The sequence below is a fragment of the Pseudomonas sp. Cab53 genome, from assembly GCF_018325965.1.
GTDB lineage: Bacteria > Pseudomonadota > Gammaproteobacteria > Pseudomonadales > Pseudomonadaceae > Aquipseudomonas > Aquipseudomonas chlororaphis_E.
The window spans coordinates 5,138,941-5,163,777 of sequence record NZ_AP021902.1; the positions used below are offsets into that span (position 1 = coordinate 5,138,941).

The following is a 24,837-nucleotide window of genomic DNA, read 5'->3' on the forward strand; positions in this document are numbered from 1 at the left end:
TAAACCTTGTCAGAACGGTCTTCAAAGGCGAGCATATGTCATCCGCTTTGTTACAAAACCCATGGACGAATAAAGATTGCCGCCTGGCCATTACGGAGAACAATGAGCACTGAACTAGCGCCTCCCCAGGCCACCGCGTCGCAAACGCTGCCGCTGGTTTCAATCGTGGCGCCTTGCTATAACGCCGAGAAGTACCTGGAAGAGGCCATTCACAGCATCTTCGCGCAGGATTACCCGAACTACGAAGTCATCGTGGTCGACGACGGCTCGACCGACAACAGCCTTGCCATGCTCCGGCAGTTGCAGCAGACCTATGACTTCCAGCTCTATTCCCAGGCGAACCAAGGCGTCAGCGCCGCACTCAACCATGGCCTGAAATACGCCAGGGGCGCGTATGTGTCGACGCCGGACCTCGATGACGTGATGTTGCCGCACTCGTTGCGCGTGCGCGCCGACTACCTCGACCATCATCCCGAGACGGGGTGTGTCGGCGCGCTGATCATCTACATGAACAGCAACGGCCAGGCCATCAAGGAACAACGCCGCACCACCACCCGGGTCTACACCTTCGACGACATCCTGCGCGAGGCCGTGGTGATTGGCGCGCCAACGGCGCTGTACCGCATGAGCGCCCTGCGCAGCGCCGACTTCTATGACCCGTTGCTGCGGGTCCAGGACTTCCAGATCACCCTGCGCATCGCGCACCAGGGCTATGAAGTCCACGAGTTGCCCGTCACGGTCACGCGTTATCGACGCCACCCCGACAACCTGTCGCGAAAGTACAAGTTGATGCTCGAAGCGGACCTGGCGGCCATCGCCCCCTATCGTGATCATCCCGAGTACGAATCAGCCCGCATCGTGCTGATTCACAAGGCACTGAAGTACGCCGTGGTGGAAGACAAGAAAGACGCCTGGAAACTGCTGCGCAGCATTCCATGGCGTCACTGGAACAAGACCAGCCTGCGGCGTTTCCGGCGGCTGCTGCTGTCACGCTCGACCGTGAGGTCCGGTTCGTGAAGTTTTTGCAGAAGCTCAAGGAACGCAGGACCCGCAAGTACCTCAAGCGCCTGGAAAAGCTCGAAAGGGCCCCGGAGAAAATCCGCCTGCGCTACCCCCGGTATCAAGTCGGCGTCGGCACTTATGGCATCCCCGAGGTGACCGAGTTCGGCGACGACACGGTGCTCAAGATCGGCGCCTACACCTCCATCGCCAACGGTGTGAAGATCCTTCTGGGGGGTGGGCATCGCATGGACTGGGTCAGTACGTTTCCTTTCCCACTGATGATCGACGAGGCCAGGCACATTCCCGGCAGCAACCCGACCAAGGGCGACGTGGTGATTGGCAGCGACTGCTGGATCTGCGCCGAAACGATGATTCTCTCCGGCGTGACCATCGGCCACGGCGCTGTCGTGGCCGCCGGTGCCGTAGTGACGCGTGATGTCGAGCCCTACGCCGTTGTCGGCGGCAACCCTTGTCGGTTCATCCGCTGGCGCTTCGAGGAACCGGTGCGCCAGGCCCTGCTGGCGTCAGCCTGGTGGGAGTGGCCACTGGAGGAGGTCAAGGCCATCTCGCCCTTGCTGTGCAGCGACGACCTCGAAGCATTCCTGGACTACGCCCGCCGACGCCAGGCCTGATGGGCAGATCACCCCGGGCATGAACCCGGGGCATTCAGCGGCTCAATGCATTTCGGTGAAGGCCAGTTTCACGCCAATGGCAACGAGCACCGCGCCCATGGTGCGGTCGAACCAGTGGCCCATGCGCGCGAAACCGGCACGCACCCGTTGCTGGCTGAACAACATGGCCACCAGACAGAACCACACCGCGGTCGCGACCGCCAGGTACACGCCATAGCCGGCCTGGACCGCCAGCGGCGTGTGCGGGTTGATCACCACGGTGAACAGCGACAGGAAGAACAGCGTGGCCTTGGGGTTCAGGCCATTGGTGATGAAGCCTGCGGTAAACGCCCCGCGAGCGCTGCGCTCGCCGACTTCCTTGTGCAGGTTTTCTGCGGTGGGCTTGGCCGGTTTCGCCCGCAGCGCCTTGAAGCCGATGTACAGCAGGTACGCGGCGGCGGCCCATTTGAGCGCGTTGAACAGCACGATCGATTGCGACACGATCAGGCCGATGCCCAGCAACGAGTAGCCCACGTGCAGGAAGATCGCCGTGCCCACGCCCAGGGCCGTCCAGGTCCCGGCACGCCGGCCATGGGTCACGCTTTCGCGCACCACCACGGCAAAGTCCGGCCCGGGACTGGCGACGGCCAGCAGGTGGATCAGGGCGACGGTGAGAAACTCGGTGAGGTACATGGGGGCTCCTTGGCTAACTCAATCTCGAAATGAACATCTACTTTATGGCGAGTGTGATCCGTGGCGAGGGGATTTATCCCCGTTGGACTGCGCAGCAGTCCCAAAAAAGCTTCAGATATGACTTTTGTCTGACACACCTAGCGTTCAGGTTTCAGGGCTGCTTCGCAGCCCAACGGGGATAAATCCCCTCGCCACAAAGGGACTTCATGAGCCCTACACCGAGCGAGGTCGCGGCCACACCACATCTGATAGGCTCGCCACATTACGCCTTCGGTTCCAGACATAAAAGGTACAGCTGATGACAAACACCGCCCGCGCCGTTTTCCTCGATCACCCGTCCCTGGACCTCGGCGACCTGGACCTGGAGCCGCTGCGCAACTGCTTCGACACGTTGCAGTTGTTCGCCCGCACCTCGCCGGAGCAGGTGGCCGAACGGCTCAAGGGCGCCACCGTGGCGATCACCAACAAAGTGGTGATCGACGCGGCCGCGATGGCCGCCAACCCCGGATTGAAGCTGATCCTGATCAGCGCCACCGGCACCAACAATGTCGACCTGATGGCTGCCCGCAACCATGGCATCACCGTGTGCAATTGCCAGGGCTACGGCACGCCGTCGGTGGCCCAACACACGATCATGCTGTTGCTGAACCTGGCGACACGATTGGCCGACTACCAGAAAGCGGTTGGTGCAGGACGCTGGCAGCAGGCTTCGCAGTTCTGCCTGCTGGACTACCCGATCGTCGAGCTGCAAGGCAAGACCCTGGGTCTGCTGGGCCACGGTGAACTGGGCAGCGCCGTCGGGCGGCTGGCCGAAGCTTTCGGCATGCGGGTACTGCTGGGGCAGATTCCCGGACGCCCGGCCCGTCCAGACCGCCTGGCGCTTGACCAGTTGCTGCCGCAGGTCGATGCCCTGACCCTGCACTGCCCGCTCAACGAACACACGCGAAACCTTATCGGAGCCCGCGAACTGGCCCAACTCAAACCCGGCGCCTTCGTGATCAACACTGCCCGCGGTGGCCTGATCGACGAACAGGCCCTGGCCGAGGCGCTGCGCAGCGGCCACCTGGGCGGTGCCGCTACCGACGTGCTGAGCGTGGAGCCGCCTAGCCAGGGCAACCCCCTGCTGGCGAGCGACATCCCGCGCTTGATTGTCACCCCGCACAATGCCTGGGGCAGCCGCGAGGCGCGGCAGCGGATCGTTGGGCAAATGTGCGAAAACGCCCAGGGCTTTTTCAGCGGTACAGCGCGACGGGTCGTCAGTTGATAAACTGCCGCACTTTTTTTCAAGGAGCAGACCATGGACCCGCGCAGTGAAGTACTGCTTCGTCAGGCCGAGTTATTCCAGGGCTCGGTGCTGCTGGCCGGCTTGCCCGCCGACGACCTGCTCGGCCGCCTGCCCGACGCCCACGGCTGGTGCTGGCACGCTGGCGATCAGGCAGCGCTGGACGCGCGTTTCCCACAGCGCAGCCACTTTGGCGTCACCGTGCCCGAACGCGGGTTCGACACTGCCGTGGTGTTCCTGCCCAAGGCCAAGGACCTCACCGACTACATCCTCAACGCCGTGGCGGCGCGCCTGGCCGGCCGCGAGGTGTACCTGGTCGGGGAAAAACGCAGCGGCATCGAAGGCGCGTCCAAGCAGCTCAACCCCTTTGGCAAGCCGCGCAAGCTCGACAGCGCGCGGCATTGCCAGTTGTGGCAGGTCACCGTGGCCAACGCCCCCGAGGCCAAGCCTCTGGAAAGCCTGGCCCAGACCTACGAATTGCCCCTGGCCGAAGGCCCGCTGACCGTCGTCAGCCTGCCCGGCGTGTTCAGCCACGGTCGCCTGGATCGCGGCAGTGCACTACTGCTCGAACACCTGGACAAACTGCCCGGCGGCCATTTGCTGGACTTCGGCTGCGGCGCCGGCGTGCTGGGAGCCGTGGTCAAACGACGTTATCCGCACAACACCGTCACAATGCTGGACGTGGACGCCTTCGCCGCCGCCAGCAGTCGCCTGACCCTGGCGGCCAACGGCCTGGACGCCGAGGTGCTGACCGGTGACGGGATCGACGCTGCACCGATGGGCTTGAACGCGATCCTGAGCAACCCGCCATTCCATGTCGGCGTGCACACCGATTACTTCGCCACGGAAAACCTGCTGCGAAAAGCCGCGAAACACCTGAAAAACGGCGGCGAACTGCGACTGGTCGCCAACAGTTTCCTCAAGTACCAGCCACTGATCGAAGAGCACTTGGGTGCCTGCTCGATCAAGGCCGAGGGCCAAGGGTTTCGCATCTACCAGGCCAGGCGCGGCTGAGGCTTTTTGGAAAACAACGCTTGCCCTATCGGATTTGCCTAGGCAGAATCCGCTCCGTCCTAGGGGAGTAGTCTCCCGCGAGCGCCCTGCTCGCCCGGCATACGTCAACACACTTGGTCAGCAGACCATGGCGTATGCGGCCCAAGCGTCCACGCAGATGGTCGCTGGGTTTGACAAGACCTATGACACGCACACCTTACCCGGGGCGGGAAGGCTGTACGTGTCATAGCCGTGTCGACCCGCCCCTTTAGGAACTACCTGATGCTGGACTCATTTCTCGTACCTACCGCCATCGTTGCGTTGGCCGAAATCGGCGACAAGACGCAATTGCTCGCGCTCATCCTCGCGGCACGCTTTCGCAAACCCTGGCCGATCATCGCCGGCATCATCGCGGCAACGCTCGCCAACCATGCGGCCGCCGGGGCCGTGGGGGCCTGGGTGGGCAGTATCTTCTCGGATGCGGTCTTGCACTGGATCCTGGCGGCCAGTTTCGCGGCCACGGCGCTGTGGACCCTGGTCCCGGACAAGCTGGACGACGAGGAAACCACCACCGCCCGCACGTTCGGCCCATTCCTGACCACGCTGATCGCGTTCTTCCTGGCGGAAATCGGTGACAAGACGCAGATCGCCACGGTAATGCTCGCTGCGCAGTACCCGGAGCTGTGGCTGGTGATCATCGGGACCACCCTGGGCATGCTGATTGCCAACGTGCCGGTGGTACTGGCCGGCAACTTCGCGGCCGAGAAACTGCCCCTGAACCTGATCCGCCGCCTGGCCGCCTCGGCCTTCTTCGTCCTGGCGGTTGTCGCGGTGTACAAGGCGATGCAGAGCAGCGGGTGGGTTTAAAGAGGCGTTGTGGCGAGGGAGCTTGCTCCCGATCGGCTGCGCAGCAGTCGCCAGTTGGGCCTGCTGCGCAGTCCAGCGGGAGCAAGCTCCCTCGCCACAAAAGCACATCAGCGCATCGCGCGGGTTACTTCTTGGCCTGCTGGTAAAGCGGCATCACCTTCGGAATGGCCGCCTGCAACGAAGCGATCCGGCTGCTAGATGCCGGGTGCGTGCTCATGAACTCCGGCGGCGCGCCTTCCGAGGCCTTGCTCATCTTGTTCCACAAGGTGATCGCGGCGTTCGGGTTGTAACCGGCGCGGGCGGCGAGTTCAAGGCCGATCAGGTCGGCTTCGTTCTCGTTGGCGCGACTGTTGGGCAAGGTCATGCCATAGTTGGCCACGGTGTCGGCCAGCGCCAGGCTGTCCTGGCCCAGGCCGAACAAGGCACCGGCGCCCTGCTTGGCCATCTCGATGCCGTAGGCCTTGGACATCGCCTCACGACCGTGCTCGCGCAGGGCGTGGGCGATTTCATGGCCCATGACCGCAGCGATTTCATCGTCGGTCAGTTGCAGCGAATCGATCAGCCCGGTGTAGAAGATGATCTTGCCGCCAGGCCCGCAGTTGGCGTTGAGCTCGTCGCTCTTGATCAGGTTCACTTCCCACTTCCATTGCGCCGAGTCCGGACGGAACACCGGCGCCTGGGCGATCAGTCGGCTGGCAATGGCCTGCACGCGCTTGGCTTCATTGCTGGTCTTGTCCAACGCACCCTGGGTGCTCGCCTCGCCCACTGTCTTCTGGTAGGACTGGGCATACATCTGGTTGACCTCGTCGGTCGACAACATGCTGAACATGTACTGCTTGCGCTCCACGCCCACGGCTCCGCCGCTGGTGGTATTCACCGATTGGCAACCGGCGAGCAGAAGGCCCGCGCCCAGTACACTCACCATCAATGTCTTGTGCATATAAGAAGCTCCCTGGAAACGTGGGCGTATCCTAGGCGGTGATTTGTATCGGCGCCAGATACATCACGACGGATTACAATTTTTCGCACAGCACCCCACCCTGTCCATTTGCGACACTCACCCCTCCAAAACAGTCATCCGACGAACAGCGCCTTATGCCGGGGCGGCCAAACGCCGATACAGGTTCCAGACGTCATCCTGCGTCCGGAGCCTTTATGAAATTCAAATCGATCCAGTTTTCCGTGGCGGCCCTGGCGGGTGCCATCGTTCTCAGCGTGGTCGGCGCCCTGGTGCTGTACGCGTTGTTTGCGGGTGCCCGCACCCAGGAGATGGTGCAACAGCGGACCAAGGCGCAATTCGAACAGCTCATCGAACAGCGCCTCAGCGCCCTGGCCCGAACCCAGGCCAGTCTGATCCAACGGGAACTGGAGGCGCCGCTGCAACTGGCCAAGGGCCTTGCCACCACCAACGCACTGATGGGCATGAAGGGCGCGGACGGTAACCAGTCCTTGAAGATGCCCCGCGAGCAGATGATCAGCCTGCTGCGCGAAACCGTGGTGCGCAATCCCAAGGTCTTGGGCGCCTACATCGCCTGGGAACCGAACGCCATCGATCACGACGACGCCAACTACGCGAACAGCCAGGTGGTGGGCATGGAAACCAACGGGCGCTTCCTGCCCTGGTGGTTTCGCAACCAGGACGGCACCCTCGGCCTGGAAAAACTCGCCGACGTGACCGACCAGAAACTGCTCTCCACCGGCATCCGCGCCAGTGAGTACTACCTGTGCTCCCAGGACAGCCGCAAGGCCTGCGTGATCGACCCGGCGCCCTACCGGGTTGGCGACACCATGACCATGCTCGCCTCGTTCATCGAACCGATTCTCATCGACGGCAAGTTCCAGGGCATTGTCGGGGCCGACCTGTCGGTGAACTTCATCCAGGACATGCTCGTGGCCGCCGACGGCAAGCTGTACGACGGCGCCGGGGAAATGGCCCTGCTCTCGAGCAACAACCGCTTCGTGGCCTTCACCAAGGACCCGAGCAAGCTCGGAGAGAAAGCCAGCGACCTGCTCGACGCCAGCGAACTGGACAACCTGGGCAAGCTCGGCAACGGCGAAGTGCGCTACGACGTCGATGAAGAACACGGGCATATCGAGGTGTACATGCCATTCGGCATTGGCGAAACCAACGCGCGTTGGACGCTGATGCTGCAACTGCCGCTGAACGCGGTGATGGCCGACCTGCAAGCGTTGCAGAACGACCTCGACCACCAGCGCCAGGCGGATATTTTCGGCATGGCGATGGTGGGCCTGGTGATCGCCGGGATCGGCTTGCTGGTGATCTGGCTGGTGGGCCATGGCATTGCCCGACCGCTCAAGCAAATGGTGGCGATGCTCGATGACATCGCTCAGGGCGAAGGCGACCTGACCCGTCGCCTGGTGAGCGACCGCGCCGATGAGCTGGGCTCGATCGCCAAGGGCTTCAACACCTTCCTGAGCAAGTTGCAGGGGATGATCACCCAGGTGGTGACCTCGGTGCAGAGCGTCAGCGATTCGTCGGAACACACCGCCGACATCGCCATCCGCACCAACCAGGGCGTGCACAAGCAAATGTCGGAGATCGACCAGGTGGCCACCGCCGTACAGGAAATGACCGCCACCGCCCAGGACGTGGCCCGCAATGCGACCCAGGCCGCGCAGGCCGCCAGCCACGCCGACCAGGCCGCCAGCCAGGGCATGCAGATTGTCCAGGACACCTCCACGGCCATTGGGGCCCTGGCAACGGAAATCGGCAAGGCCGTAAGCGTGGTGCAGGCCCTGGCCAAGGACAGCGAGAACATCAACGCGATCCTCACCGCCATTCGCGGGATCGCCGAGCAGACCAACCTGCTCGCCCTCAACGCGGCCATCGAGGCGGCCCGTGCCGGTGAACAGGGACGCGGCTTCGCCGTGGTGGCCGATGAGGTGCGTAACCTGGCACAGAAGACGCAACAGGCCACCGAAGAAATCCAGGCGATGATCCAACAGTTGCAACAAGGCACCCGGGATGTGGTGCGGGTGATGGAAGACAGCCAGCACCGTACCGATGAAAGCGTGCAGCACGCGGCGAAGGCGGCCCAGGCCCTGGAGACGATCACCCAGGCGGTGTCGGTGATCAACGACATGAACACCCAGATCGCCAGCGCCGCGGAGGAACAGAGCGCCGTGGCCGATGACATCAACCGCAATGTGATCAACATCGGCCAGGTGGCGAATGAAGTCGCAAGCGGCGCGGACGAGTCCAGCGCCGCCAGCGCCGGGCTGACCAAACTGGCGGAGCAGCAGCGACGCTTGATCAATCAGTTCAGGGTTTAACAGAAAGCCCCTGTGGGAGCGGGCTTGCCCGCGAATGCGTTGGCTCAGCTTGCAAAGATGTTGGATGTACCGGCCCCTTCGCGGGCAAGCCCGCTCCCACAGTCATTCGGTTGGCCGCAGGATTAGTGTTCGCCACAAACCATTGTGGGAGCGGGCTTGCCCGCGAAGGCGAGGTGTCAGGCGATACTTCTTTGCCTGTTAGACCGCTTTCGCGGGCAAGCCCGCTCCCACAGTCATTCGGGTTGGCCGCAGGATTAACGTTCGCCACAACCCCTTGTGAAGAGGCCAGCCAATACACCAATGCCCTCAAGCCGGCGTCAGGCACTCCGGCCCATTGAGCTTCGGGTCATTGACCATGTTGGCCAGCACCCGCTCGCGCAAGGCGGTCGGTTCGCTGGCCAGCAGCCCTTGCAAGGCATGCAATGGCGTCTCGGGGTCTAGCCACTGGCGCTGGCCTTCTTCGTCCAGAATCAGTGGCCGGCGCTGCCCCGCCGCCGGCTGGGTAATGACCGCCGTGCTCAACCACACCTGTTCCTGCACCGGATACGCCTCCCAGATCGCGGCGAAGAACAACGACGACCCTTCGCCCGGGGTCAACCAGTACGGGCGCTTGCGCGTGCCGCCGCGCCATTCATAAAAGCCGTTGGCCGGCAGCAGGCAGCGCCGCAGGCGCAAGGCCTCGCGGAACATCGGTTGCTCGGCCACGGTTTCGGCCCGGGCATGGGCCGGGGTGCGGGACAGGTCGGTCAGCCACGGCGGCGTCAGCCCCCAGCGTGCCCGGGCCAGTTCCCGCTGGCCGTCGGCGCCGACACGCAGCATCAGCACCGAATCGTTGGGCGATATATTCCATTGGGCCTTCTGGTCGGCCGGAAAGCCGGGCAAGGCCGCGAAAGCGGGGTTCCAGCGAAACAGGGCATAACGTCCACACATGGGGCAACACAACTCTTTATCAAACGGCCGCCAGCCTAACAGACCAGCGTGCCGGGGTAGCTCTGCGGCTCATCGCCGGGCACGGGCATCGCCGCATTGTACGCAACGATCAACTCACGGGCGTATTGCGCCTGCTCGTCCTCCACCGCCAGCCCCAGCAAGCCTTGCATCGGCAACTCACCGACGCCGCCCACCAGGTCGCGGCCCACCAGATGCGCGGTGATGCCCTCGCTGGCGAGCATGCCTTGCAGCAGCTCGCCCTCCATCAGGTTTTCCAGCTCGTAGATGCGTTGCATGGGCGCGCCCCTCAGTCGTTTTCGGCGTGGACCTCAAGATGCCATTCCTCGCCATGCACCTGCAGGACAAAGGTGACCGGCCGACAACAGACCTGACAGTCCTCGATGTAGTTCTGGTCCCCACCCGACAGGTCCACGGACGTCTCGATCTCTTCACCACAATAGGGGCAATCATAAAGAGCAGTTTCCAGCATCGCGGGTCTCCCAGGTGACTTGTGCGTATAATCGCCGGTCTGTTTGCAGGGCTATTTTCGCCTGGCTTGTCTGCCAGGCCGTGCCCCATCGTTTTTTGAGCGAACCTTTACTTACCCTAGCCGTTTCCAACAAGAGAGCATGATGGGCGAATTCGATGCCATCCGACCTTACGACGACAGTGAAGTCCCAGCGGTGCTGGCACGGCTGCTCGGCGACAAGGCGTTTCTAGATATCCTCACCCACTTCCGCTTCCCGCGCCTGGCCGGCGCATTAGGCTGGATGCTCAAACCCCTTATAGCGCAAAGATTGCGTCGTGAGTTCGCCGGTGTGAGCTCCGTCGCCACTTTGCAGGACAAGGTAGAGTTCTACGTCGACCACACCATCGAGCGCGCCACCGACGGCGTGACCTATACCGGCGTGGAGCAATTCAAGTCCGGCAGCGCCTACCTGTTCATCGCCAACCACCGCGACATCGTGATGGACCCGGCCTTCGTCAACTACGCCGTGTACCACGCCGGCCTGCCGACACCGCGCATCGCCATTGGCGACAACCTGCTGCAAAAACCGTTCGTCAGCGACCTGATGCGCCTGAACAAGAGCTTCATCGTGCACCGCTCCCTCACCGGACGCCGGGAAAAACTGGCGGCCTACCAGTTGCTGTCGGCCTACATCAACCACTCGATCCGCAACGACTGCGCCTCGATCTGGATCGCCCAGGCCGAAGGCCGGGCCAAGGACGGCGACGACCGCACCGAGTCGGCGATCCTCAAGATGTTCCACATGAGCCGCAAGGACGAGCCGTTCGGCGAAGTAATCCAGTCGCTGAACCTCACGCCGGTGTCCATCAGCTACGAATACGACCCGTGCGACCAGGCCAAGGCCCGCGAGCTGTACATCCGCGCCACCACCGGCACCTACACCAAGGCGCCCGGCGAGGACGACGTGAGCATTGCCAAGGGCATCACCGGCTACAAGGGCCGGGTGCATGTGAACTTTGCCACGCCCATCACCGAATATTTCGAGGACACCAAGCAATTGGCCGTGGAAATGGACCGGCAGATTCTCGGCGGCTATCGGTTGTTCCCGGTGCACTACCTGGCCTACGCCCAATGGGCTGACGCCGACCCGCAATTGCAGGTGCCGACGGCGGCCGAGGTGTTTGGTGCCGAGGAACTGGCCAAGGCCGAGCAAGAGTGGCAACGCCGACTGGACGCTTGCCCGGCGGATTACCGACCGTTCCTGGTGCTGCAATACGCGACGCCGGTGCGCAATCAGTATCGGGTCAAGGCGGGGTTGGCGTTGTAAGGCGGAGCGTGTCTCGACCTCAGGAGAAGCGCCATACCTGTGGCGAGGGGATTTATCCCCGCTGGGCTGCGCAGCAGCCCCCAGGATTGTTTGCTTATCCAAGCCTGGCGAGTGCTCCGCACTCGAACGGGGATAAATCCCCTCGCCACAGACAACGCCTACATCAATAACCTGATCAGTGAATCTGCGTGCTGATCCACGACACCAGCAACGCCAGCGCCAGGCAACCGAAACCGAACCGGTAGAAGAACCGGTTCATGCGCTGGGTCGCCAGGTCCAGCAGCGCCTCGAAGCGCTCCTCACCGTTTCCGCTGCGTGCTTGCAGGCAGGCTCGGGCCCGCTGCTCACGGCGGCGCGTCGCATGCAGCACCCAACCGCCCGGGCAGGCGAACAGCAACGCGAGCAGGTTGATCAGTTTGGCGGGGTGGGCAGCGAACAGCGAAAACAGATGCAGCGACATCACGAACCTCAAGCGGAAATACGGACAGGACACGTCCGGGACCTACGAACAGGGCGCGGATTCTACCGAAAGCCTGCCGCCCTGGGCGGTTTTTTCCGACCTGTGGGGGCAAGGTCCGGGCGACCGATTAATTTGCCCCGTCACGGTTTCGTCATCTGGATAAGCCACCCTGTCGCCCTTCAAACCAGCCCGGACCCCATCATGCTTCACGCCGAAAACCAGGACCGCCTCTACCTCATCAGCCCCAGCGACGAACAGCAGAACCTCGTCGACAGCCTGTCCTTCAATGTGCAGGACCGACACTGGCTGGTGTATTGCGCCCTCGGCGGCCACCAGCACGCCGACCTGCCCGAGACCGACCTGCTGACCGGGATCAGTGTGCTGGAGTTGTATTCACAGGCGGCATGAAATCGCTCCTGCAAAAACACCTGTGGGAGCGAGCTTGCTCGCGATAGCGTCCGCACACCAACACATCTGTTGACTGACAGGCCGCTATCGCGAGCAAGCTCGCTCCCACATTGGGGATGGTTGACTTTTACTCAGCCAGCACCTGGCCAATGGTCGGGTCCTTGAACAGACGCGTCAGGGCATCGCTCAACACATCGCTGACCAGCTTGGTGTTGGTGTCCTGGTTGGGCGCCATGCCGAAGCGCTGGTCCAGCGACGCACCGTAGCGACCGCTGTAGCGGCGGTTGGCATTCTGCACGTCGGAGCGGAAGGTCGCGCCGATGGTGGCTTCGGTCACGTACATGCCTTCCTTGGGCGACTGGTACTTGAGTTCGGCCAGGGTCACGGTCAGTTGCGGCGCGTTCAAAGCGTTCGCGGTCGGGGTGAAGCCGAGCAGGCGGACAGCGGCTTCAGCCTGGGCCTGCAGCTTGGGCAGGATCTGCGCGCCCTGCACCGTGATCACGCTGGTTTCCGGGTACAGCCCGCCACGGGTGCCGAGGGTCGGCGACGGACGACCGTCCACTACCCGTACCACCACCGGCTGGCCACGTCCTACGGGCGCCAGTTGGGCGTTGAGCTTGGGCTCGGGGTTGAGTTGTTGCGGGCTGTGGGCGCAGCCGACGAGGGTCAGACTGGCCACGGCGATCAAACCGAACAACAGGCGTTGCAACATGCGCTTCTCTCCAGAATCGGGCACGAACAGGCCGGCAGTATAGCGGTGCGCTCGGCCTCGGAACTAGCACCGCACGATGAATACTCAAATGTCTGACACGGGCCGGTAACCGCGGTTCCTGTCACCCCATTGTCACGGTCCTTACACCGCCATGTCATGGCCCGCTGTCAGGCTAGCCCCAAGCTCCCTGACCCGGTATCCGATCATGCGCTTGCTCATTTCCCTGTTCACACCGCGCCCTCATCACCGCAGCTTCGCCCTGCTGGACCGCAACGGTCTTTGCCAGGCGTTCAAGCAATGCAGCCTGCAACCCATGGGCGAAGGCTGGGTGGAAATCGAAGAGATCCGCCTCAACTGGCTGCACCAGCCACTGCCCGCCAGCGCCCGCGTGCAACCGGTGCGCGCTCGCGCACGCAACCGACAACTGTTGACCATCTGACCGGACGGCTAATAAAAGTCATTAATCACGACCATTTCCCTGCGTTTCTTCGATACAATCTCCCCCCGATTATAAGGACGTCTCCTGATCGGGCCCCGCAACGCCGCTGATGCGCAGGTATTGGCACCCCGCACCGCCCACAGAGAGCCGCCCACACAGATCGAGTGAAGCTGGCGCGCTTGCTGTTTCTCAAGCTATTGACCACTTTTCGCGCATCTGCAGAGCTGTCATTACGCTCGGTCACTGAGCTGTCTGCCCGTTTTGCCTGTCATGTAATACATGGGGGCAACCAAACCGGGCGCGGTGCCAGGCTGGGACAGCCCTTTTTTGAGGTTCACGTCTTCAAAAGAGCGTGAAAAAACGGGTTTTCACAACTTCACAAGAGTGTGGCGAGCAAATGAAGAGTTTTGCGTCTGAACAAGCACCATTAGCGTCTGAAACAGCCCAACGATACAGGACCGGATATCGCTCAAGAACCGCTGCCTGAAGCCTGTCCGCTACGGATTTGGTTGCGCTAACGGATGTCTCGGCCATAAGTCGAATTGCCTGCCCGGCGCTTAAATGAGTTCATGTGACTCTGTAAGGCCAGGCTGCATGCATCCGCAGTAGTTGCGAAAAATTGCGAAGATTCGGACATGGCGATCCTGGCCATGGGTACCTGGGGCACCACCACCTGCCCCGCCAATCCTGGCCGCTATGCCGACAATTTGGTGCTGCAGATTTTGGAGACGCGTTAAATGGCGCATAACGAAGCAGTCGATGTAGTTCTGGTAGGGGCCGGCATCATGAGTGCCACCCTGGCCGTACTGCTCAAGGAGCTCGACCCCGCGATCTCGCTGGAAGTCGTCGAGCTGATGGATTCCGGTGCCGCGGAGAGTTCCAACCCCTGGAACAACGCCGGTACCGGCCACGCCGGGCTGTGTGAGCTCAACTACACGCCCCAGGCAGCCGATGGCAGTGTCGACATCAAGAAAGCCGTGCACATCAACACCCAGTTCGAGGTGTCGAAGGAGTTCTGGACGTACCTGACCAAAAAGGGCACGTTCGGTTCTTCCAAGTCGTTCATCGCCCCGGTACCGCACCTGAGCTTCGTCCAGGGTGAAAAAGGCGTGTCGTTTCTCAAGAAGCGCTTCGAGCTGCTGAGCAAGCACCATGCCTTCGCCGACATGGAATACACCGAGGACAAGGCCGTGATGGCCGAGTGGATGCCGCTGATGATGCCGGGCCGGCCAGCCGATGAGGTCATCGCCGCCACCCGCGTCATGAACGGCACCGACGTCAACTTCGGCGCCCTGACCAACCAGTTGCTCAAGCACCTGACCAGCGCACCGGACACCCAGGTCAAGTATTGCAAGCGCGTCACCGGCCTCAAGCGCAAGGGCAGTGGCTGGACCGTGAGCATCAAGGACGTCAATTCCGGCAACACCCGCGAAGTCGACGCCAAGTTCGTCTTCCTCGGCGCCGGCGGCGCGGCCTTGCCGCTGCTGCAAGCCTCGGGCATCGAGGAAAGCAAGGGCTTCGGCGGCTTCCCGGTCAGCGGCCAGTGGCTGCGCTGCGACAACCCGGACGTGGTCAAGCACCACCAGGCCAAGGTCTACAGCCAGGCCGCGGTCGGCTCGCCACCCATGTCGGTGCCGCACCTGGACACCCGCGTGGTCGATGGCAAGAAATCCCTGCTGTTCGGGCCCTACGCCGGCTTCACCACCAAGTTCCTCAAGCACGGTTCGATCATGGACCTGCCGCTGTCGGTACGGGCCGGCAACATCGGTCCGATGCTGGCCGTGGCCCGCGACAACATGGACCTGACCAAGTACTTGATCAGCGAAGTGATGCAATCCATGGAACAACGCCTGGAATCGCTGCGGCGCTTCTACCCCGAGGCGAAAGCCGAGGACTGGCGCCTGGAAGTGGCCGGCCAGCGGGTGCAGATCATCAAGAAAGACCCGAAGAAAGGCGGCATCCTGCAGTTCGGCACCGAGCTGGTGGCGGCCAAGGACGGCACCCTCGCCGCCCTGCTCGGCGCATCGCCAGGTGCTTCGGTGACCGTTTCGATCATGCTGGAACTGATCGAGCGCTGCTTCCCGGACAAGGCCAAGGGCGAGTGGGCCACCAAGCTCGCGGAAATCTTCCCGGCCCGGGAAAAAGTGCTGGAAACCGACGCGGCGCTGTATCGCAAGATCAACGCGCAGAACAATGTCGCGCTGGAACTGGTCGAGCAAAGCAGCGAGACCCAAAGCTACGCTTGAGGCTCGCCCCATAAAAAACGCCCCGTTCTCCATGAGAGCGGGGCGTTTTTTATGGGTGACGTTTTGTGGCGAGGGCGCTTGCTCCCGCTGGCCTGCGAAGCAGGCCCATGATCAATCAGCCACGCGCCTTCTCGATCAATTCGATGTATTCCTCGGCGTTGCGCTGGTCCTGGACCAATGCCACGAAGTCGTTGCCGTGCTCATCCTTGCCATGGAGGTCGTAGCCGGCTTCGACGAAGAAGGTCAGGAACCGCTCGAAATCATCGACCCGCAGGCCACGGTAGCCCTTGATCAGTTTGTGCAGCGACGGCGAAGTGGCATCGACCGGTTCGAAATTGAGGAACAGCTTGATCTGTTCGTCGCCAATCTCGTCACCAATCACCTGTTTCTTGTCTTTACGCATTGCCGGCTCCAACTCGCACGATTCACGGGGCGGGCAGTTTACCCCCGGCAGGCCCCGAGGCTCAACGCGAGCGTTCGGCCCCGGTGTGCAGATCAGCCCAGATGTGGCCATTGGCGTAGGTGAGGAACTGCACATACACGGTGTTGTTGCGCAGCAGATCGATGACCACCCGGTATTGGGCCTGTGGATAAGTCAGGGTGAGGGTCTTGCTGGCCTCGTCGAAAACCGGCTTCTTCAGGCTTTTGCTTTCGCCGTCGAAGTTGAGGATCACCTGGTTGAGGCTGGCGCCCTTGTTCAGTGGCTTGCCCTTGAGGCGCACCAGCAAGGGTGAAGTGACCGGGATCGGCTGTTGATTGGATTGACGCTGATTGCCCAGCACCACCGAATAGTCGGTGACCTGCAGCAATTGCTGCTGTTCGGGCTGTTCCTGGCGCGCCACGAGGTCGTCGGGGGGCAGGAACTGGCTGTGCATCGGTGCGGCCATCGCCGTCAAAGGCAGGCTGGATATCAGCAGTACAGCGGCGCAACGGCGAATCGAGACAGGCATGGCAAGCTCCGGGGTCTTGGCCGGGCACTCTAGCATGAGCCTGGACGGTAAAAATAACGATCCAGATCAATACATCCGCGCAACGAGCACGGCATACTCAAAGAGCCATCAGCCCCGGTCTAGCGGTGCATGCCTTTGTGGCGAGGGCCAGTGCCAGCCCCCTTGCGAGGAGTATTCATGTCTTTCTCCGCCCCACCATTGTTTGCCGCCTGGCGCCAGAGCTGGCAGGCCGGTTATACCCTTGCGCGCCTGCGCGGCGACCTGGTGGCCGGGCTGACCGTCGGGATCATCGCCATTCCCCTGGCCATGGCCCTGGCGATCGCCGTTGGCGTGCCTCCGCAGCATGGCCTGTACACCGTGCTGGTGGCGGCGCCGCTGATCGCCCTCACCGGTGGCTCGCGCTTCAACGTGAGCGGACCGACGGCGGCGTTCGTGGTGATCCTGTTGCCCATCACCCAGCAATACGGCCTGGGCGGCCTGCTGTTGTGCACGATGCTGGCCGGCCTGATCCTGATCGCCCTGGGCCTGATGCGGGCCGGACGGCTGATCCAGTACATTCCCTACCCGGTCATCCTGGGCTTTACCGCCGGGATCGGCGTGGTCATCGCCACGTTGCAACTCAAGGACCTGCTGGGCCTGAGCAACGTCGGCCAGGCCAGGCACTACATGGAACAGCTCGGCGAACTGCTCATCGCCCTGCCCGGCGCCCGCCTGGGCGATAGCCTGATCGGCGTCACCTGTCTGGCGCTATTGATCATCTGGCCGCGCTGGGTGCCGAAAGTCCCCGGGCATCTGGTCGCTTTGCTGGTGGGCGCACTGCTGGGGCTGGCGATGGAGCGCTGGGGCTTGCCGGTCGCGACACTGGGCGAACGCTTCGGTTACGTGGTGGAAGGCGTCACCTACCCGGGCATCCCACCGTTTCTGCCAAGCTTCGACTGGCCCTGGCATCTGCCGGACGGCCAGGGCCACCCCCTGAACCTTTCCTATGACCTGATCCGCCAGTTGCTGGGCCCCGCCTTCGCCATCGCCATGCTCGGCGCCATCGAGTCACTGCTGTGCGCCGTGGTGGCGGACGGCATGACCGGCAGCAAGCACGACCCCAATGCCGAGCTGATAGGCCAAGGCCTGGGCAATCTGGTGGCGCCGCTGTTCGGCGGCATCACCGCCACCGCCGCGATTGCCCGCAGCGCCACCAATGTGCGCAGCGGCGCGTCGTCACCGTTGGCCGCGATCATCCACAGCCTGGTGGTGCTGCTGGCGATGGTGCTGCTGGCACCGCTGTTCAGCTACTTGCCCATGGCCGCGCTGGCGGCATTGCTGGTCATGGTTGCCTGGAACATGAGCGAAGCCGGGCATGTGCTGCACACCCTGCGCATCGCCCCGCGCAGCGACGTGCTGGTGCTGCTGACCTGCCTGGGCCTGACGGTGCTGTTCGACATGGTGCTGGCCGTCGCGGTCGGTCTGTTGCTGGCCGCCGGGTTGTTCATCAAGCGCATGAGTGAACTGACCGACAGCGCCGAACTGCCCCGCCACTTCCACCAGGCGTTGCAAGACATGCCCGAGCATGTGCGCTGCTATGGCATCCGCGGGCCGCTGTTCTTCGGCGCCGCCGAAAAAGCCCTGGATGTGCTACGCCGTTTCGACCCGGGGGTTCGGGTGGTGATCGTGGAGATGAGTGCCGTGCCGATGCTGGACATGACCGCGCTGGCCGCGTTTGAAAACATCCTGAAGGATTACCGCAAGCAAGGCATCGGCCTGATCCTGGTGGCGACCGCGCCGCGGGTACGCCTGAAACTGCGCCGCGCCGGCATCCATCGCGAGCAGCGCCAACTGGCTTATGTGAAAACGCTGGAGCAAGCGCGGATCAAGAGTGAGCGCTGGCTGCAAGCCCACTGCGCCTGACCTGTGGCGAGGGGGGCCGCTTCGCAGCCCAGCGGGGATAAATCCCCTCGCCACAAAAGCACTCGCCCTGACCCTCTTTTGTCTTGTTGGATAGTGGGCAACCACACCGTGGCGAGGGAGCTTGCTCCCGCTGGACTGCGCAGCAGGCCCAAAAAGATCAATGCGGTGTGCCTGACACACCCAGGCGCCTGCTCCAGGGGGGGGCCGCTTCGCAGCCCAGCGGGGATAAATCCCCTCGCCACAAAAGCACTCGCCGCAGCCCCCTCTTTTGCCTTGTTGGATAATGGGCAACCACACCGTGGCGAGGGAGCTTGCTCCCGCTGGACTGCGCAGCAGGCCCAAAAAAGATCAATGCGGTGTGCCTGACACACCCAGGCGTCAGTTCCAGGGGGGCCGCTTCGCAGCCCAGCGGGAGCAAGCTCCCTCGCCACGAAAGCAAGCTCACACAAAACTCCTGTGGCGAGGGGATTTATCCCCGTTGGACTGCGTAGCAGGCCCAAAAAAGATCAATGCGGTGTGCCTGACACACCCAGGCGCCTGCTCCAGGGGGGCCGCTTCGCAGCCCAGCGGGGATAAATCCCCTCGCCACAAAAGCACTCGCCACAGCCCCCTCTTTTGTCTTGTTGGATAGTGGGCAACCACACAACCGTGGCGAGGGGATTTATCCCCGTTGGACTGCGCAGCAGGCCCAAAAAAGATCAATGCGGTGTGCCTGACACACCCAGGCGCCTGCTCCAGGGGGGCCGCTTCGCAGCCCAGCGGGGATAAATCCCCTCGCCACAAAAGCACTCGCCCTGACCCTCTTTTGTCTTGTTGGATAGTGGGCAACCACACAACCGTGGCGAGGGAGCTTGCTCCCGCTGGACTGCGCAGCAGGCCCAAAACGATCAATGCGGTGTGCCTGACACACCCAGGCTTCAGTTCCAGGGGGCCGCTTCGCAGCCCAGCGGGAGCAAGCTCCCTCGCCACAGAACCTCCGCAGCCGGTGCCGATGCGGTGCTCAGTCGAACTGCGCCCGCATCCATGCCTGGTACTCAGCCACGCCAGGCTCGCCCTCGCGGGGTGCCCAGTGGGCCAGTTCGCCGTCGCCCACCGGGCGGTAGGGACCGGCCTTGCATTCGAACATCAGGCTGTCGGCTTCCAGCACCACCAGGCCGTGATACACGCCAACCGGCAGGTCGACGCCCAGGCAATCGCCGCCGGCCTGCAGGACGCGCTTGTCCACCACCGCACCGTCTTCATCGAAGATCAACACCCCCAGCCGCCCTTTGAGCACCAGCAGGGTTTCCGCCTTGTCGGCACTCAAGTGGCGGTGCGGAGGGATGTACGTCGAAGGCTGCAAGCCTACCGCCATGCGATGGCAAGGTTCGTCCATCTGATGAAAGTTGTGGTGCTGTCGCCCACGCACGCTGGCGGCGGCTTTCCCGGCCACTTCATCAAACAACGCTTGATCCAGGAAGCTCGGCCGAGTCATCGATTACATCCCCTTGACCGCGAAAATACCGTTCGCGTTGCGCCAGTAGCCTTTGTAGTCCATGCCATAGCCGAAGATGTAGCGGTCGATGCACGGCAGGCCGACGAAATCGGCCTTCAGGTCCGGACGGGCCTTGCGGTCGTGGTCCTTGTCGATCAGCACGGCGGTGTGCACCGCACGGGCGCCGGCATGCTTGCAGAAGTCGATGATGGCGCCGAGGGTGTGACCTTCGTCGAGAATGTCGTCGATGATCAGCACGTCGCGGTCGATGAACGAGACTTCCGGCTTGGCCTTCCAGAACAGGTCGCCGCCGCTGGTCTCGTTGCGATAACGGGTGGCGTGCAGGTAGGACGCTTCCAGCGGGAAGTTCAGGTAGGTCAGCAGCTTGCCGGAGAAAATCAGCCCGCCGTTCATGACGCAGAACACCACCGGGTTGGACTCGGCCAGTTGCTCGTTGATCTGCGCGCCGACACGGGCGATCGCCGCTTCGACTTCGGCTTCGGTGTATAGGCAGTCAGCCTCTCGCATGATTTGACGGATATGCTCGAGATCAGCGGACATGGCGCTCTCCAAGGGGGTTGAGGGGGCGGGAGGTTCAGAAAAGCGGGCAAAGGTACGCATCCCGCCCGGCCAGATCAAGCGTTTGTGGACTAACGTTCTGTATTGTCTATAGGACAACACCCTCGGATAGATTAATCTAGGCCGGTTTTTTTGCCCGCCGCCGGAGCCTTCCCCATGCCCATCCTCGAGATCCGCCATCCGCTGATCAGACACAAACTCGGCCTGATGCGCCGCGCCGACATTAGCACGAAGAACTTCCGGGAGCTTGCCCAAGAAGTCGGTGCCCTGCTCACCTACGAAGCCACCAAGGACCTGCCCCTGGAGTCCTATGAAATCGACGGTTGGGCCGGCAAGGTCCAGGTCGAGAAAATCGCCGGCAAGAAAATCACCGTGGTGCCGATCCTGCGCGCCGGCATCGGCATGCTCGAGGGCGTGCTGAGCCTGATCCCGGGCGCCAAGGTCAGCGCCGTGGGCGTGGCGCGCAATGAAGAAACGTTGCAGGCCCACACCTACCTGGAAAAACTGGTACCGGAAATCGACGAACGCCTGGCCATGATCATCGACCCGATGCTCGCCACCGGCAGTTCCATGGTCGCCACCATCGACCTGCTGAAAAAAGCCGGTTGCCGGGACATTCGCGCGATGGTGCTGGTGGCCGCGCCCGAAGGCATCCAGGCCGTGCAGGATGCGCACCCCGACGTGACCATCTACACCGCGTCCATCGACCACAAGCTCAATGAACATGGCTACATCATCCCGGGCCTGGGCGATGCCGGCGACAAGATCTTCGGCACCAAGCAGAAGGACGCCTGAGCATGCAGGATGAGTTCAACGATCCGCTCTGGCGCCAGGTACTGTCCGGCGCGCAGATGCTGTTCGTCGCCTTCGGCGCGCTGGTGCTGATGCCATTGATCACCGGGCTGGATCCGAACGTGGCGCTGTTCACCGCGGGCCTGGGCACGATCCTGTTCCAGGTCGTCACCGGGCGCCAGGTGCCGGTGTTCCTGGCGTCGAGCTTTGCCTTCATCACCCCGATCATCCTTGCCAAGGGCCAGTTCGGCCTGGCGGCGACCATGGGCGGTGTGATGGCGGCCGGCTTCGTCTACACCTTCCTGGGCCTGGCGGTGAAGATCAAGGGCACCGGCTTCATCGACCGCCTGCTACCGCCGGTGGTCATCGGTCCGGTGATCATTTCCATTGGCCTGGCGATGGCGCCGATTGCCGCGAACATGGCGATGGGCAAGGCCGGCGACGGCACCGAACTGATCCACTACCAGACGGCGATGATGATTTCGATGCCCGCCCTGCTCACCACTCTGGTCGTCGCGGTGTTCGGCAAAGGCATCTTCCGCCTGGTGCCGATCATTTCCGGCGTGCTGGTGGGCTTTGCCATGGCCTTTTTCTTTGGTGTCGTGGACACCGCGAAAATCGCCGCCGCGCCTTGGTTCGCCCTGCCGAACTTCACCGCACCGGCGTTCAACTGGCAGGCGATCCTGTTCATCGTCCCGGTGGCCCTGGCGCCGGCCATCGAGCACATCGGCGGCGTGATCGCCGTGGGCAGCGTGACCGGTCGCGACTACCTGAAAAAGCCAGGCCTGCATCGCACCCTGTTCGGTGACGGCATCGCCACCACCGCAGCCGGCCTCTTCGGCGGCCCGCCCAACACCACCTACGCCGAAGTCACCGGCGCGGTGATGCTGACCAAGAACTACAACCCGAAGATCATGACCTGGGCGGCCATCTTCGCCATCAGCCTGGCGTTCATCGGCAAGTTCGGCGCACTGCTGCAAAGCATCCCGGTGCCGGTGATGGGCGGGATCCTCTGCCTGTTGTTCGGTTCGATTGCGGCGGTGGGCATGAACACGCTGATCCGCCACAAGATCGACTTGGGCGAAGCGCGTAACCTGGTGATCGTGTCGGTGACCCTGGTGTTCGGCATCGGCGGCGTGCTGGTGGCCACCGGCACCGGCCCGGACGACTTCGGCCTCAAGGGTATTGCGCTGTGCGCGGTGGTGGCGATTGCGCTGAACCTGCTGCTGCCGGGCAATGACGGCTGGAAGCACAAGAAACCGGATGAGCCGCTGATCTGATAGATGTGCTGTCGGGTCGGGCCTCTTCGCGAGCAAGCCCGCTCCCACAGTGGATGCTGGATGGTCACAGAATGTGTGACACCCGAGGTCCACTGTGGGAGCGGGCTTGCTCGCGAAAGCGCCCTTGAATTTTATAGCGCCATCGGCGCCCGTTCACACAGAGTGCTCAATGCCTTCGCCCACTGCGGATCGTCATTGAGGCAGGGCACCAGCACCAACTCCTCCCCACCCGCCTCGCGGAATTGCTCGCGCCCACGATCACCGATCTCTTCCAAAGTCTCGATGCAATCGGCCACGAACGCCGGGCACATCACCAGCACTTTCTTCACGCCACTTTTGGCCAGTTCTTCCAGGCGCGCTTCGGTGTAGGGTTCGATCCACTTGGCGCGGCCAAGGCGGGACTGGAACGACACGGACCACCGCCCTTGCTTGAGCCCCATCTGCTGGGCAAACAGCTCGGCAGTGCGGATGCACTGGGCGCGGTAGCAGGTCGCAATGACCTCCGGTGGAGCGTTCTTGCAGCAGTCGGCGTCCTTGAAGCAATGAAACCCCGTCGGGTCGAGCTTGGTCAGGTGCCGCTCCGGCAAGCCGTGGAAACTCAACAGCAGATGATCGTGATCCTGCATCAGGTAAGGCTTGGCGCTGGCGACCAGGGCGTCGAGGTATTCCGGCTGGTCGTAGAACGGCTGCAAGACCGAGAACTGCACGTTGAGCTTGTTTTCCCGCACCACTCGCCTGGCTTCCTCGACCACCGTGGTGACAGTGCTGTCGGCGAACTGCGGATACAACGGCGCCAACGTGATCTTCTGGTGCCCCTGGCTCGCCAGGCGCACCAGCGTCGACTCGATGGACGGCTCGCCGTACCGCATCGCCAGTTCCACCGGGCCTTGGGTCCACTGGGCGGTCATGGCTCGTTGCAGGCGGCGGCTGAGCACCACCAGCGGCGAGCCCTCGTCCCACCAGATCGATGCGTAGGCGTGCGCCGACTGCTCGGGGCGCTTGACCAGGATCAGCGACACCAGCAAGCGGCGCACCGGCCACGGCAGGTCGATGACATATGGGTCCATCAGGAATTGATTGAGGTAACGGCGCACATCGGCCACCGAGGTGGAAGCAGGCGAACCCAGATTAACCAGCAGCAACGCGTGATCGGTCATGCAACGTCCTATTTCAAAGGCGGCTGGACAAGTCATCCAGGGCCGCGGGTAAATCGGTGAAGCGGAATGTGAAACCTGCCGCCTGCAATCGGGCCGGCGTGGCGCGCTGCCCGCCCAGCAACAGCAATGACAACTCCCCCAGCATGACTTTCAACGCAAGCTCCGGCATCGGCACCACGGCTGGCCGGTGCAACGCGCGACCCAGGGCCTTGGCGAAATCGCGATTGCGCACCGGGTTCGGCGCGCAGGCATTATAAGGACCGCTGGCGTCGTCCTGGTGCAGAAGAAAATCAATCAGGGCGATTTGATCGTCGATATGAATCCATGGCATCCACTGCCTACCATTGCCGATTCGCCCGCCCAGCGCCAGTTTGAACGGCAGCGACAGCCGCGACAAAAGGCCGCCCTCGGCGGACAGCACCAGGCCGGTCCGCACCAGCACCACGCGCAGGCCCAGGGCCTCGGCACGTTGCGCGGTTTCTTCCCAGGCGATGCACAACTGGCTGGCGAAATCCTCGCTCACCGGCCCGCAAGCCTCGGTCAACTCGCGTTCGCCACCATCGCCATACCAGCCCACGGCGGAACCGGACACCAGCACCCGCGGTTTCTGCTCGCAACGTTCCAGCCACGCCAGCAATACTTCGGTCAGGGTGATGCGACTGCTCCACAGCAACATCTTGCGCTTGTGGGTCCAGGGACGGTCGCCAATCGGCGCACCGGCCAGGTTCACCACGGCGTCCACGGGCTCGACGATGTCATCGAGCCGGGCGATGCCCTTGACCTGCGCCCCGCAGATTTTCGCCACCTCTTCGGGGCGACGACTCCAGACCGTCAAGCGATGCCCCTGTCCCAACCACAGGCGGCAGAGCTGACGCCCGATCAAACCAGTACCGCCGGTCAGCAATATGTGCATGAGATGTTCCTCGCATCGCGTTTTACCCAGCCCACTAGTCTATTTTTATAAGCAGGG

General features: G+C 62.9%; 26 protein-coding genes and 1 riboswitch. Of the genes, 13 read left to right on the forward strand and 13 right to left on the reverse strand.

Annotation, left to right across the window (positions count from 1 at the left end; genetic code table 11):
- Nucleotides 1–102: 102 nt before the first annotated feature.
- Both KI241_RS22470 and KI241_RS22475 read left to right on the forward strand, forming a co-directional pair.
- Nucleotides 103–1,017 (forward strand): glycosyltransferase family 2 protein, encoded by a 915-nt coding sequence (locus tag KI241_RS22470; RefSeq protein WP_042730747.1) that lies wholly within the window; start codon nucleotides 103–105, stop codon nucleotides 1,015–1,017.
- Nucleotides 1,014–1,634: a CatB-related O-acetyltransferase gene (locus tag KI241_RS22475; protein ID WP_042730746.1), complete on the forward strand. Its 621-nt coding sequence runs from the start codon at nucleotides 1,014–1,016 to the stop codon at nucleotides 1,632–1,634. The genes KI241_RS22470 and KI241_RS22475 overlap by 4 nt, the downstream gene beginning before the upstream one ends.
- A 42-nt stretch (nucleotides 1,635–1,676) precedes the next feature.
- On the opposite strand, the gene KI241_RS22480 is transcribed toward KI241_RS22475, so the two are convergent.
- Nucleotides 1,677–2,306 carry a LysE family transporter gene (locus tag KI241_RS22480; RefSeq protein ID WP_042730745.1) on the reverse strand — a complete coding sequence of 210 codons (630 nt, stop codon included), beginning with the start codon at nucleotides 2,304–2,306 and terminating at the stop codon, nucleotides 1,677–1,679.
- Nucleotides 2,307–2,604: 298 nt separating this feature from the next.
- Between KI241_RS22480 and KI241_RS22485 the strand changes: the two genes are divergently transcribed.
- The 3 genes from KI241_RS22485 (at nucleotide 2,605) to KI241_RS22495 (ending at nucleotide 5,448) form a co-directional block, all read left to right on the forward strand.
- Nucleotides 2,605–3,570 carry a 2-hydroxyacid dehydrogenase gene (locus KI241_RS22485; RefSeq protein ID WP_123579880.1) on the forward strand — a complete coding sequence of 322 codons (966 nt, stop codon included), beginning with the start codon at nucleotides 2,605–2,607 and terminating at the stop codon, nucleotides 3,568–3,570.
- Nucleotides 3,571–3,603: 33 nt separating this feature from the next.
- Nucleotides 3,604–4,602 (forward strand): class I SAM-dependent methyltransferase, encoded by a 999-nt coding sequence (locus tag KI241_RS22490; RefSeq protein WP_042730743.1) that lies wholly within the window; start codon nucleotides 3,604–3,606, stop codon nucleotides 4,600–4,602.
- A gap of 50 nt (nucleotides 4,603–4,652) precedes the next feature.
- A riboswitch (yybP-ykoY riboswitch) is annotated at nucleotides 4,653–4,773 on the forward strand.
- Between the two features lie 90 nt (nucleotides 4,774–4,863).
- Complete coding sequence (locus KI241_RS22495) at nucleotides 4,864–5,448, forward strand: TMEM165/GDT1 family protein (RefSeq protein WP_042730742.1); 585 nt, start codon at nucleotides 4,864–4,866, stop codon at nucleotides 5,446–5,448.
- A gap of 124 nt (nucleotides 5,449–5,572) precedes the next feature.
- Here the strand turns inward: KI241_RS22495 and KI241_RS22500 are convergent, their stop codons facing one another.
- Entirely contained in the window at nucleotides 5,573–6,388 is an 816-nt protein-coding gene (locus KI241_RS22500; RefSeq protein WP_042732196.1) for a M48 family metallopeptidase, read from the reverse strand.
- Nucleotides 6,389–6,603: 215 nt separating this feature from the next.
- On the opposite strand from KI241_RS22500, the gene KI241_RS22505 reads away from it, so the two are divergent.
- A complete protein-coding gene (locus KI241_RS22505) occupies nucleotides 6,604–8,742 on the forward strand; it encodes a methyl-accepting chemotaxis protein (protein ID WP_212803024.1) in 2,139 nt (712 codons plus the stop codon).
- 306 nt (nucleotides 8,743–9,048) lie between these two features.
- Here KI241_RS22505 and KI241_RS22510 read toward each other — a convergent pair whose 3' ends face one another.
- The 3 genes from KI241_RS22510 to KI241_RS22520 are packed head-to-tail and all read right to left on the reverse strand — an operon-like array spanning nucleotide 9,049 to nucleotide 10,162.
- Nucleotides 9,049–9,672 carry an SOS response-associated peptidase gene (locus tag KI241_RS22510; protein ID WP_212803025.1) on the reverse strand — a complete coding sequence of 208 codons (624 nt, stop codon included), beginning with the start codon at nucleotides 9,670–9,672 and terminating at the stop codon, nucleotides 9,049–9,051.
- Between the two features lie 35 nt (nucleotides 9,673–9,707).
- On the reverse strand, nucleotides 9,708–9,968 hold the full coding sequence (locus KI241_RS22515; RefSeq protein ID WP_042732193.1) for a DUF2007 domain-containing protein: 261 nt from the start codon (nucleotides 9,966–9,968) through the stop codon (nucleotides 9,708–9,710).
- 11 nt (nucleotides 9,969–9,979) lie between these two features.
- Nucleotides 9,980–10,162 (reverse strand): CPXCG motif-containing cysteine-rich protein, encoded by a 183-nt coding sequence (locus KI241_RS22520; protein ID WP_047735957.1) that lies wholly within the window; start codon nucleotides 10,160–10,162, stop codon nucleotides 9,980–9,982.
- Nucleotides 10,163–10,301: 139 nt separating this feature from the next.
- On the opposite strand from KI241_RS22520, the gene KI241_RS22525 reads away from it, so the two are divergent.
- On the forward strand, nucleotides 10,302–11,468 hold the full coding sequence (locus KI241_RS22525) for a 1-acyl-sn-glycerol-3-phosphate acyltransferase (protein WP_053147695.1): 1,167 nt from the start codon (nucleotides 10,302–10,304) through the stop codon (nucleotides 11,466–11,468).
- A 175-nt stretch (nucleotides 11,469–11,643) separates the two neighbouring features.
- Here the strand turns inward: KI241_RS22525 and KI241_RS22530 are convergent, their stop codons facing one another.
- Nucleotides 11,644–11,928 (reverse strand): hypothetical protein, encoded by a 285-nt coding sequence (locus KI241_RS22530; RefSeq protein ID WP_042732190.1) that lies wholly within the window; start codon nucleotides 11,926–11,928, stop codon nucleotides 11,644–11,646.
- Nucleotides 11,929–12,129: 201 nt separating this feature from the next.
- Here KI241_RS22530 and KI241_RS22535 point away from each other — a divergent pair, with 201 nt between their 5' ends.
- On the forward strand, nucleotides 12,130–12,336 hold the full coding sequence (locus tag KI241_RS22535; RefSeq protein WP_047735959.1) for a hypothetical protein: 207 nt from the start codon (nucleotides 12,130–12,132) through the stop codon (nucleotides 12,334–12,336).
- Between the two features lie 127 nt (nucleotides 12,337–12,463).
- On the opposite strand, the gene KI241_RS22540 is transcribed toward KI241_RS22535, so the two are convergent.
- Complete coding sequence (locus KI241_RS22540; protein WP_047735960.1) at nucleotides 12,464–13,048, reverse strand: YajG family lipoprotein; 585 nt, start codon at nucleotides 13,046–13,048, stop codon at nucleotides 12,464–12,466.
- 205 nt (nucleotides 13,049–13,253) lie between these two features.
- On the opposite strand from KI241_RS22540, the gene KI241_RS22545 reads away from it, so the two are divergent.
- Nucleotides 13,254–13,487 (forward strand): hypothetical protein, encoded by a 234-nt coding sequence (locus KI241_RS22545; protein ID WP_042732368.1) that lies wholly within the window; start codon nucleotides 13,254–13,256, stop codon nucleotides 13,485–13,487.
- A 737-nt stretch (nucleotides 13,488–14,224) separates the two neighbouring features.
- Nucleotides 14,225–15,733, forward strand: a complete 1,509-nt coding sequence (gene mqo, locus KI241_RS22550; protein ID WP_212803026.1) for a malate dehydrogenase (quinone) — start codon at nucleotides 14,225–14,227, stop codon at nucleotides 15,731–15,733.
- A 115-nt stretch (nucleotides 15,734–15,848) separates the two neighbouring features.
- Here mqo and KI241_RS22555 read toward each other — a convergent pair whose 3' ends face one another.
- Both KI241_RS22555 and KI241_RS22560 read right to left on the reverse strand, forming a co-directional pair.
- Complete coding sequence (locus tag KI241_RS22555; protein WP_042732370.1) at nucleotides 15,849–16,136, reverse strand: PA4642 family protein; 288 nt, start codon at nucleotides 16,134–16,136, stop codon at nucleotides 15,849–15,851.
- Between the two features lie 61 nt (nucleotides 16,137–16,197).
- Entirely contained in the window at nucleotides 16,198–16,683 is a 486-nt protein-coding gene (locus KI241_RS22560) for a hypothetical protein (RefSeq protein ID WP_042732371.1), read from the reverse strand.
- A 177-nt stretch (nucleotides 16,684–16,860) separates the two neighbouring features.
- Here KI241_RS22560 and dauA point away from each other — a divergent pair, with 177 nt between their 5' ends.
- A complete protein-coding gene (gene dauA / locus KI241_RS22565; RefSeq protein ID WP_042732372.1) occupies nucleotides 16,861–18,585 on the forward strand; it encodes a C4-dicarboxylic acid transporter DauA in 1,725 nt (574 codons plus the stop codon).
- A gap of 1,000 nt (nucleotides 18,586–19,585) precedes the next feature.
- Here the strand turns inward: dauA and KI241_RS22570 are convergent.
- Complete coding sequence (locus KI241_RS22570; RefSeq protein WP_212803027.1) at nucleotides 19,586–20,059, reverse strand: WbuC family cupin fold metalloprotein; 474 nt, start codon at nucleotides 20,057–20,059, stop codon at nucleotides 19,586–19,588.
- 3 nt (nucleotides 20,060–20,062) lie between these two features.
- Complete coding sequence (locus tag KI241_RS22575) at nucleotides 20,063–20,620, reverse strand: hypoxanthine-guanine phosphoribosyltransferase (RefSeq protein ID WP_042732257.1); 558 nt, start codon at nucleotides 20,618–20,620, stop codon at nucleotides 20,063–20,065.
- A 174-nt stretch (nucleotides 20,621–20,794) separates the two neighbouring features.
- Between KI241_RS22575 and upp the strand changes: the two genes are divergently transcribed.
- The gene (gene upp, locus KI241_RS22580) at nucleotides 20,795–21,433 is read left to right on the forward strand and encodes a uracil phosphoribosyltransferase (protein WP_042732256.1); all 639 of its coding nucleotides are present in this window, start codon (nucleotides 20,795–20,797) and stop codon (nucleotides 21,431–21,433) included.
- 2 nt (nucleotides 21,434–21,435) lie between these two features.
- Nucleotides 21,436–22,710: a uracil-xanthine permease family protein gene (locus KI241_RS22585; protein ID WP_042732255.1), complete on the forward strand. Its 1,275-nt coding sequence runs from the start codon at nucleotides 21,436–21,438 to the stop codon at nucleotides 22,708–22,710.
- A gap of 131 nt (nucleotides 22,711–22,841) precedes the next feature.
- Here the strand turns inward: KI241_RS22585 and hemH are convergent, their stop codons facing one another.
- Together hemH and KI241_RS22595 are read right to left on the reverse strand one after the other, a co-directional pair.
- Nucleotides 22,842–23,867: a ferrochelatase gene (hemH, locus tag KI241_RS22590; protein ID WP_047735966.1), complete on the reverse strand. Its 1,026-nt coding sequence runs from the start codon at nucleotides 23,865–23,867 to the stop codon at nucleotides 22,842–22,844.
- A gap of 13 nt (nucleotides 23,868–23,880) precedes the next feature.
- Nucleotides 23,881–24,780 carry a TIGR01777 family oxidoreductase gene (locus KI241_RS22595; RefSeq protein ID WP_042732253.1) on the reverse strand — a complete coding sequence of 300 codons (900 nt, stop codon included), beginning with the start codon at nucleotides 24,778–24,780 and terminating at the stop codon, nucleotides 23,881–23,883.
- Between the last annotated feature and the right edge of the window lie 57 nt (nucleotides 24,781–24,837).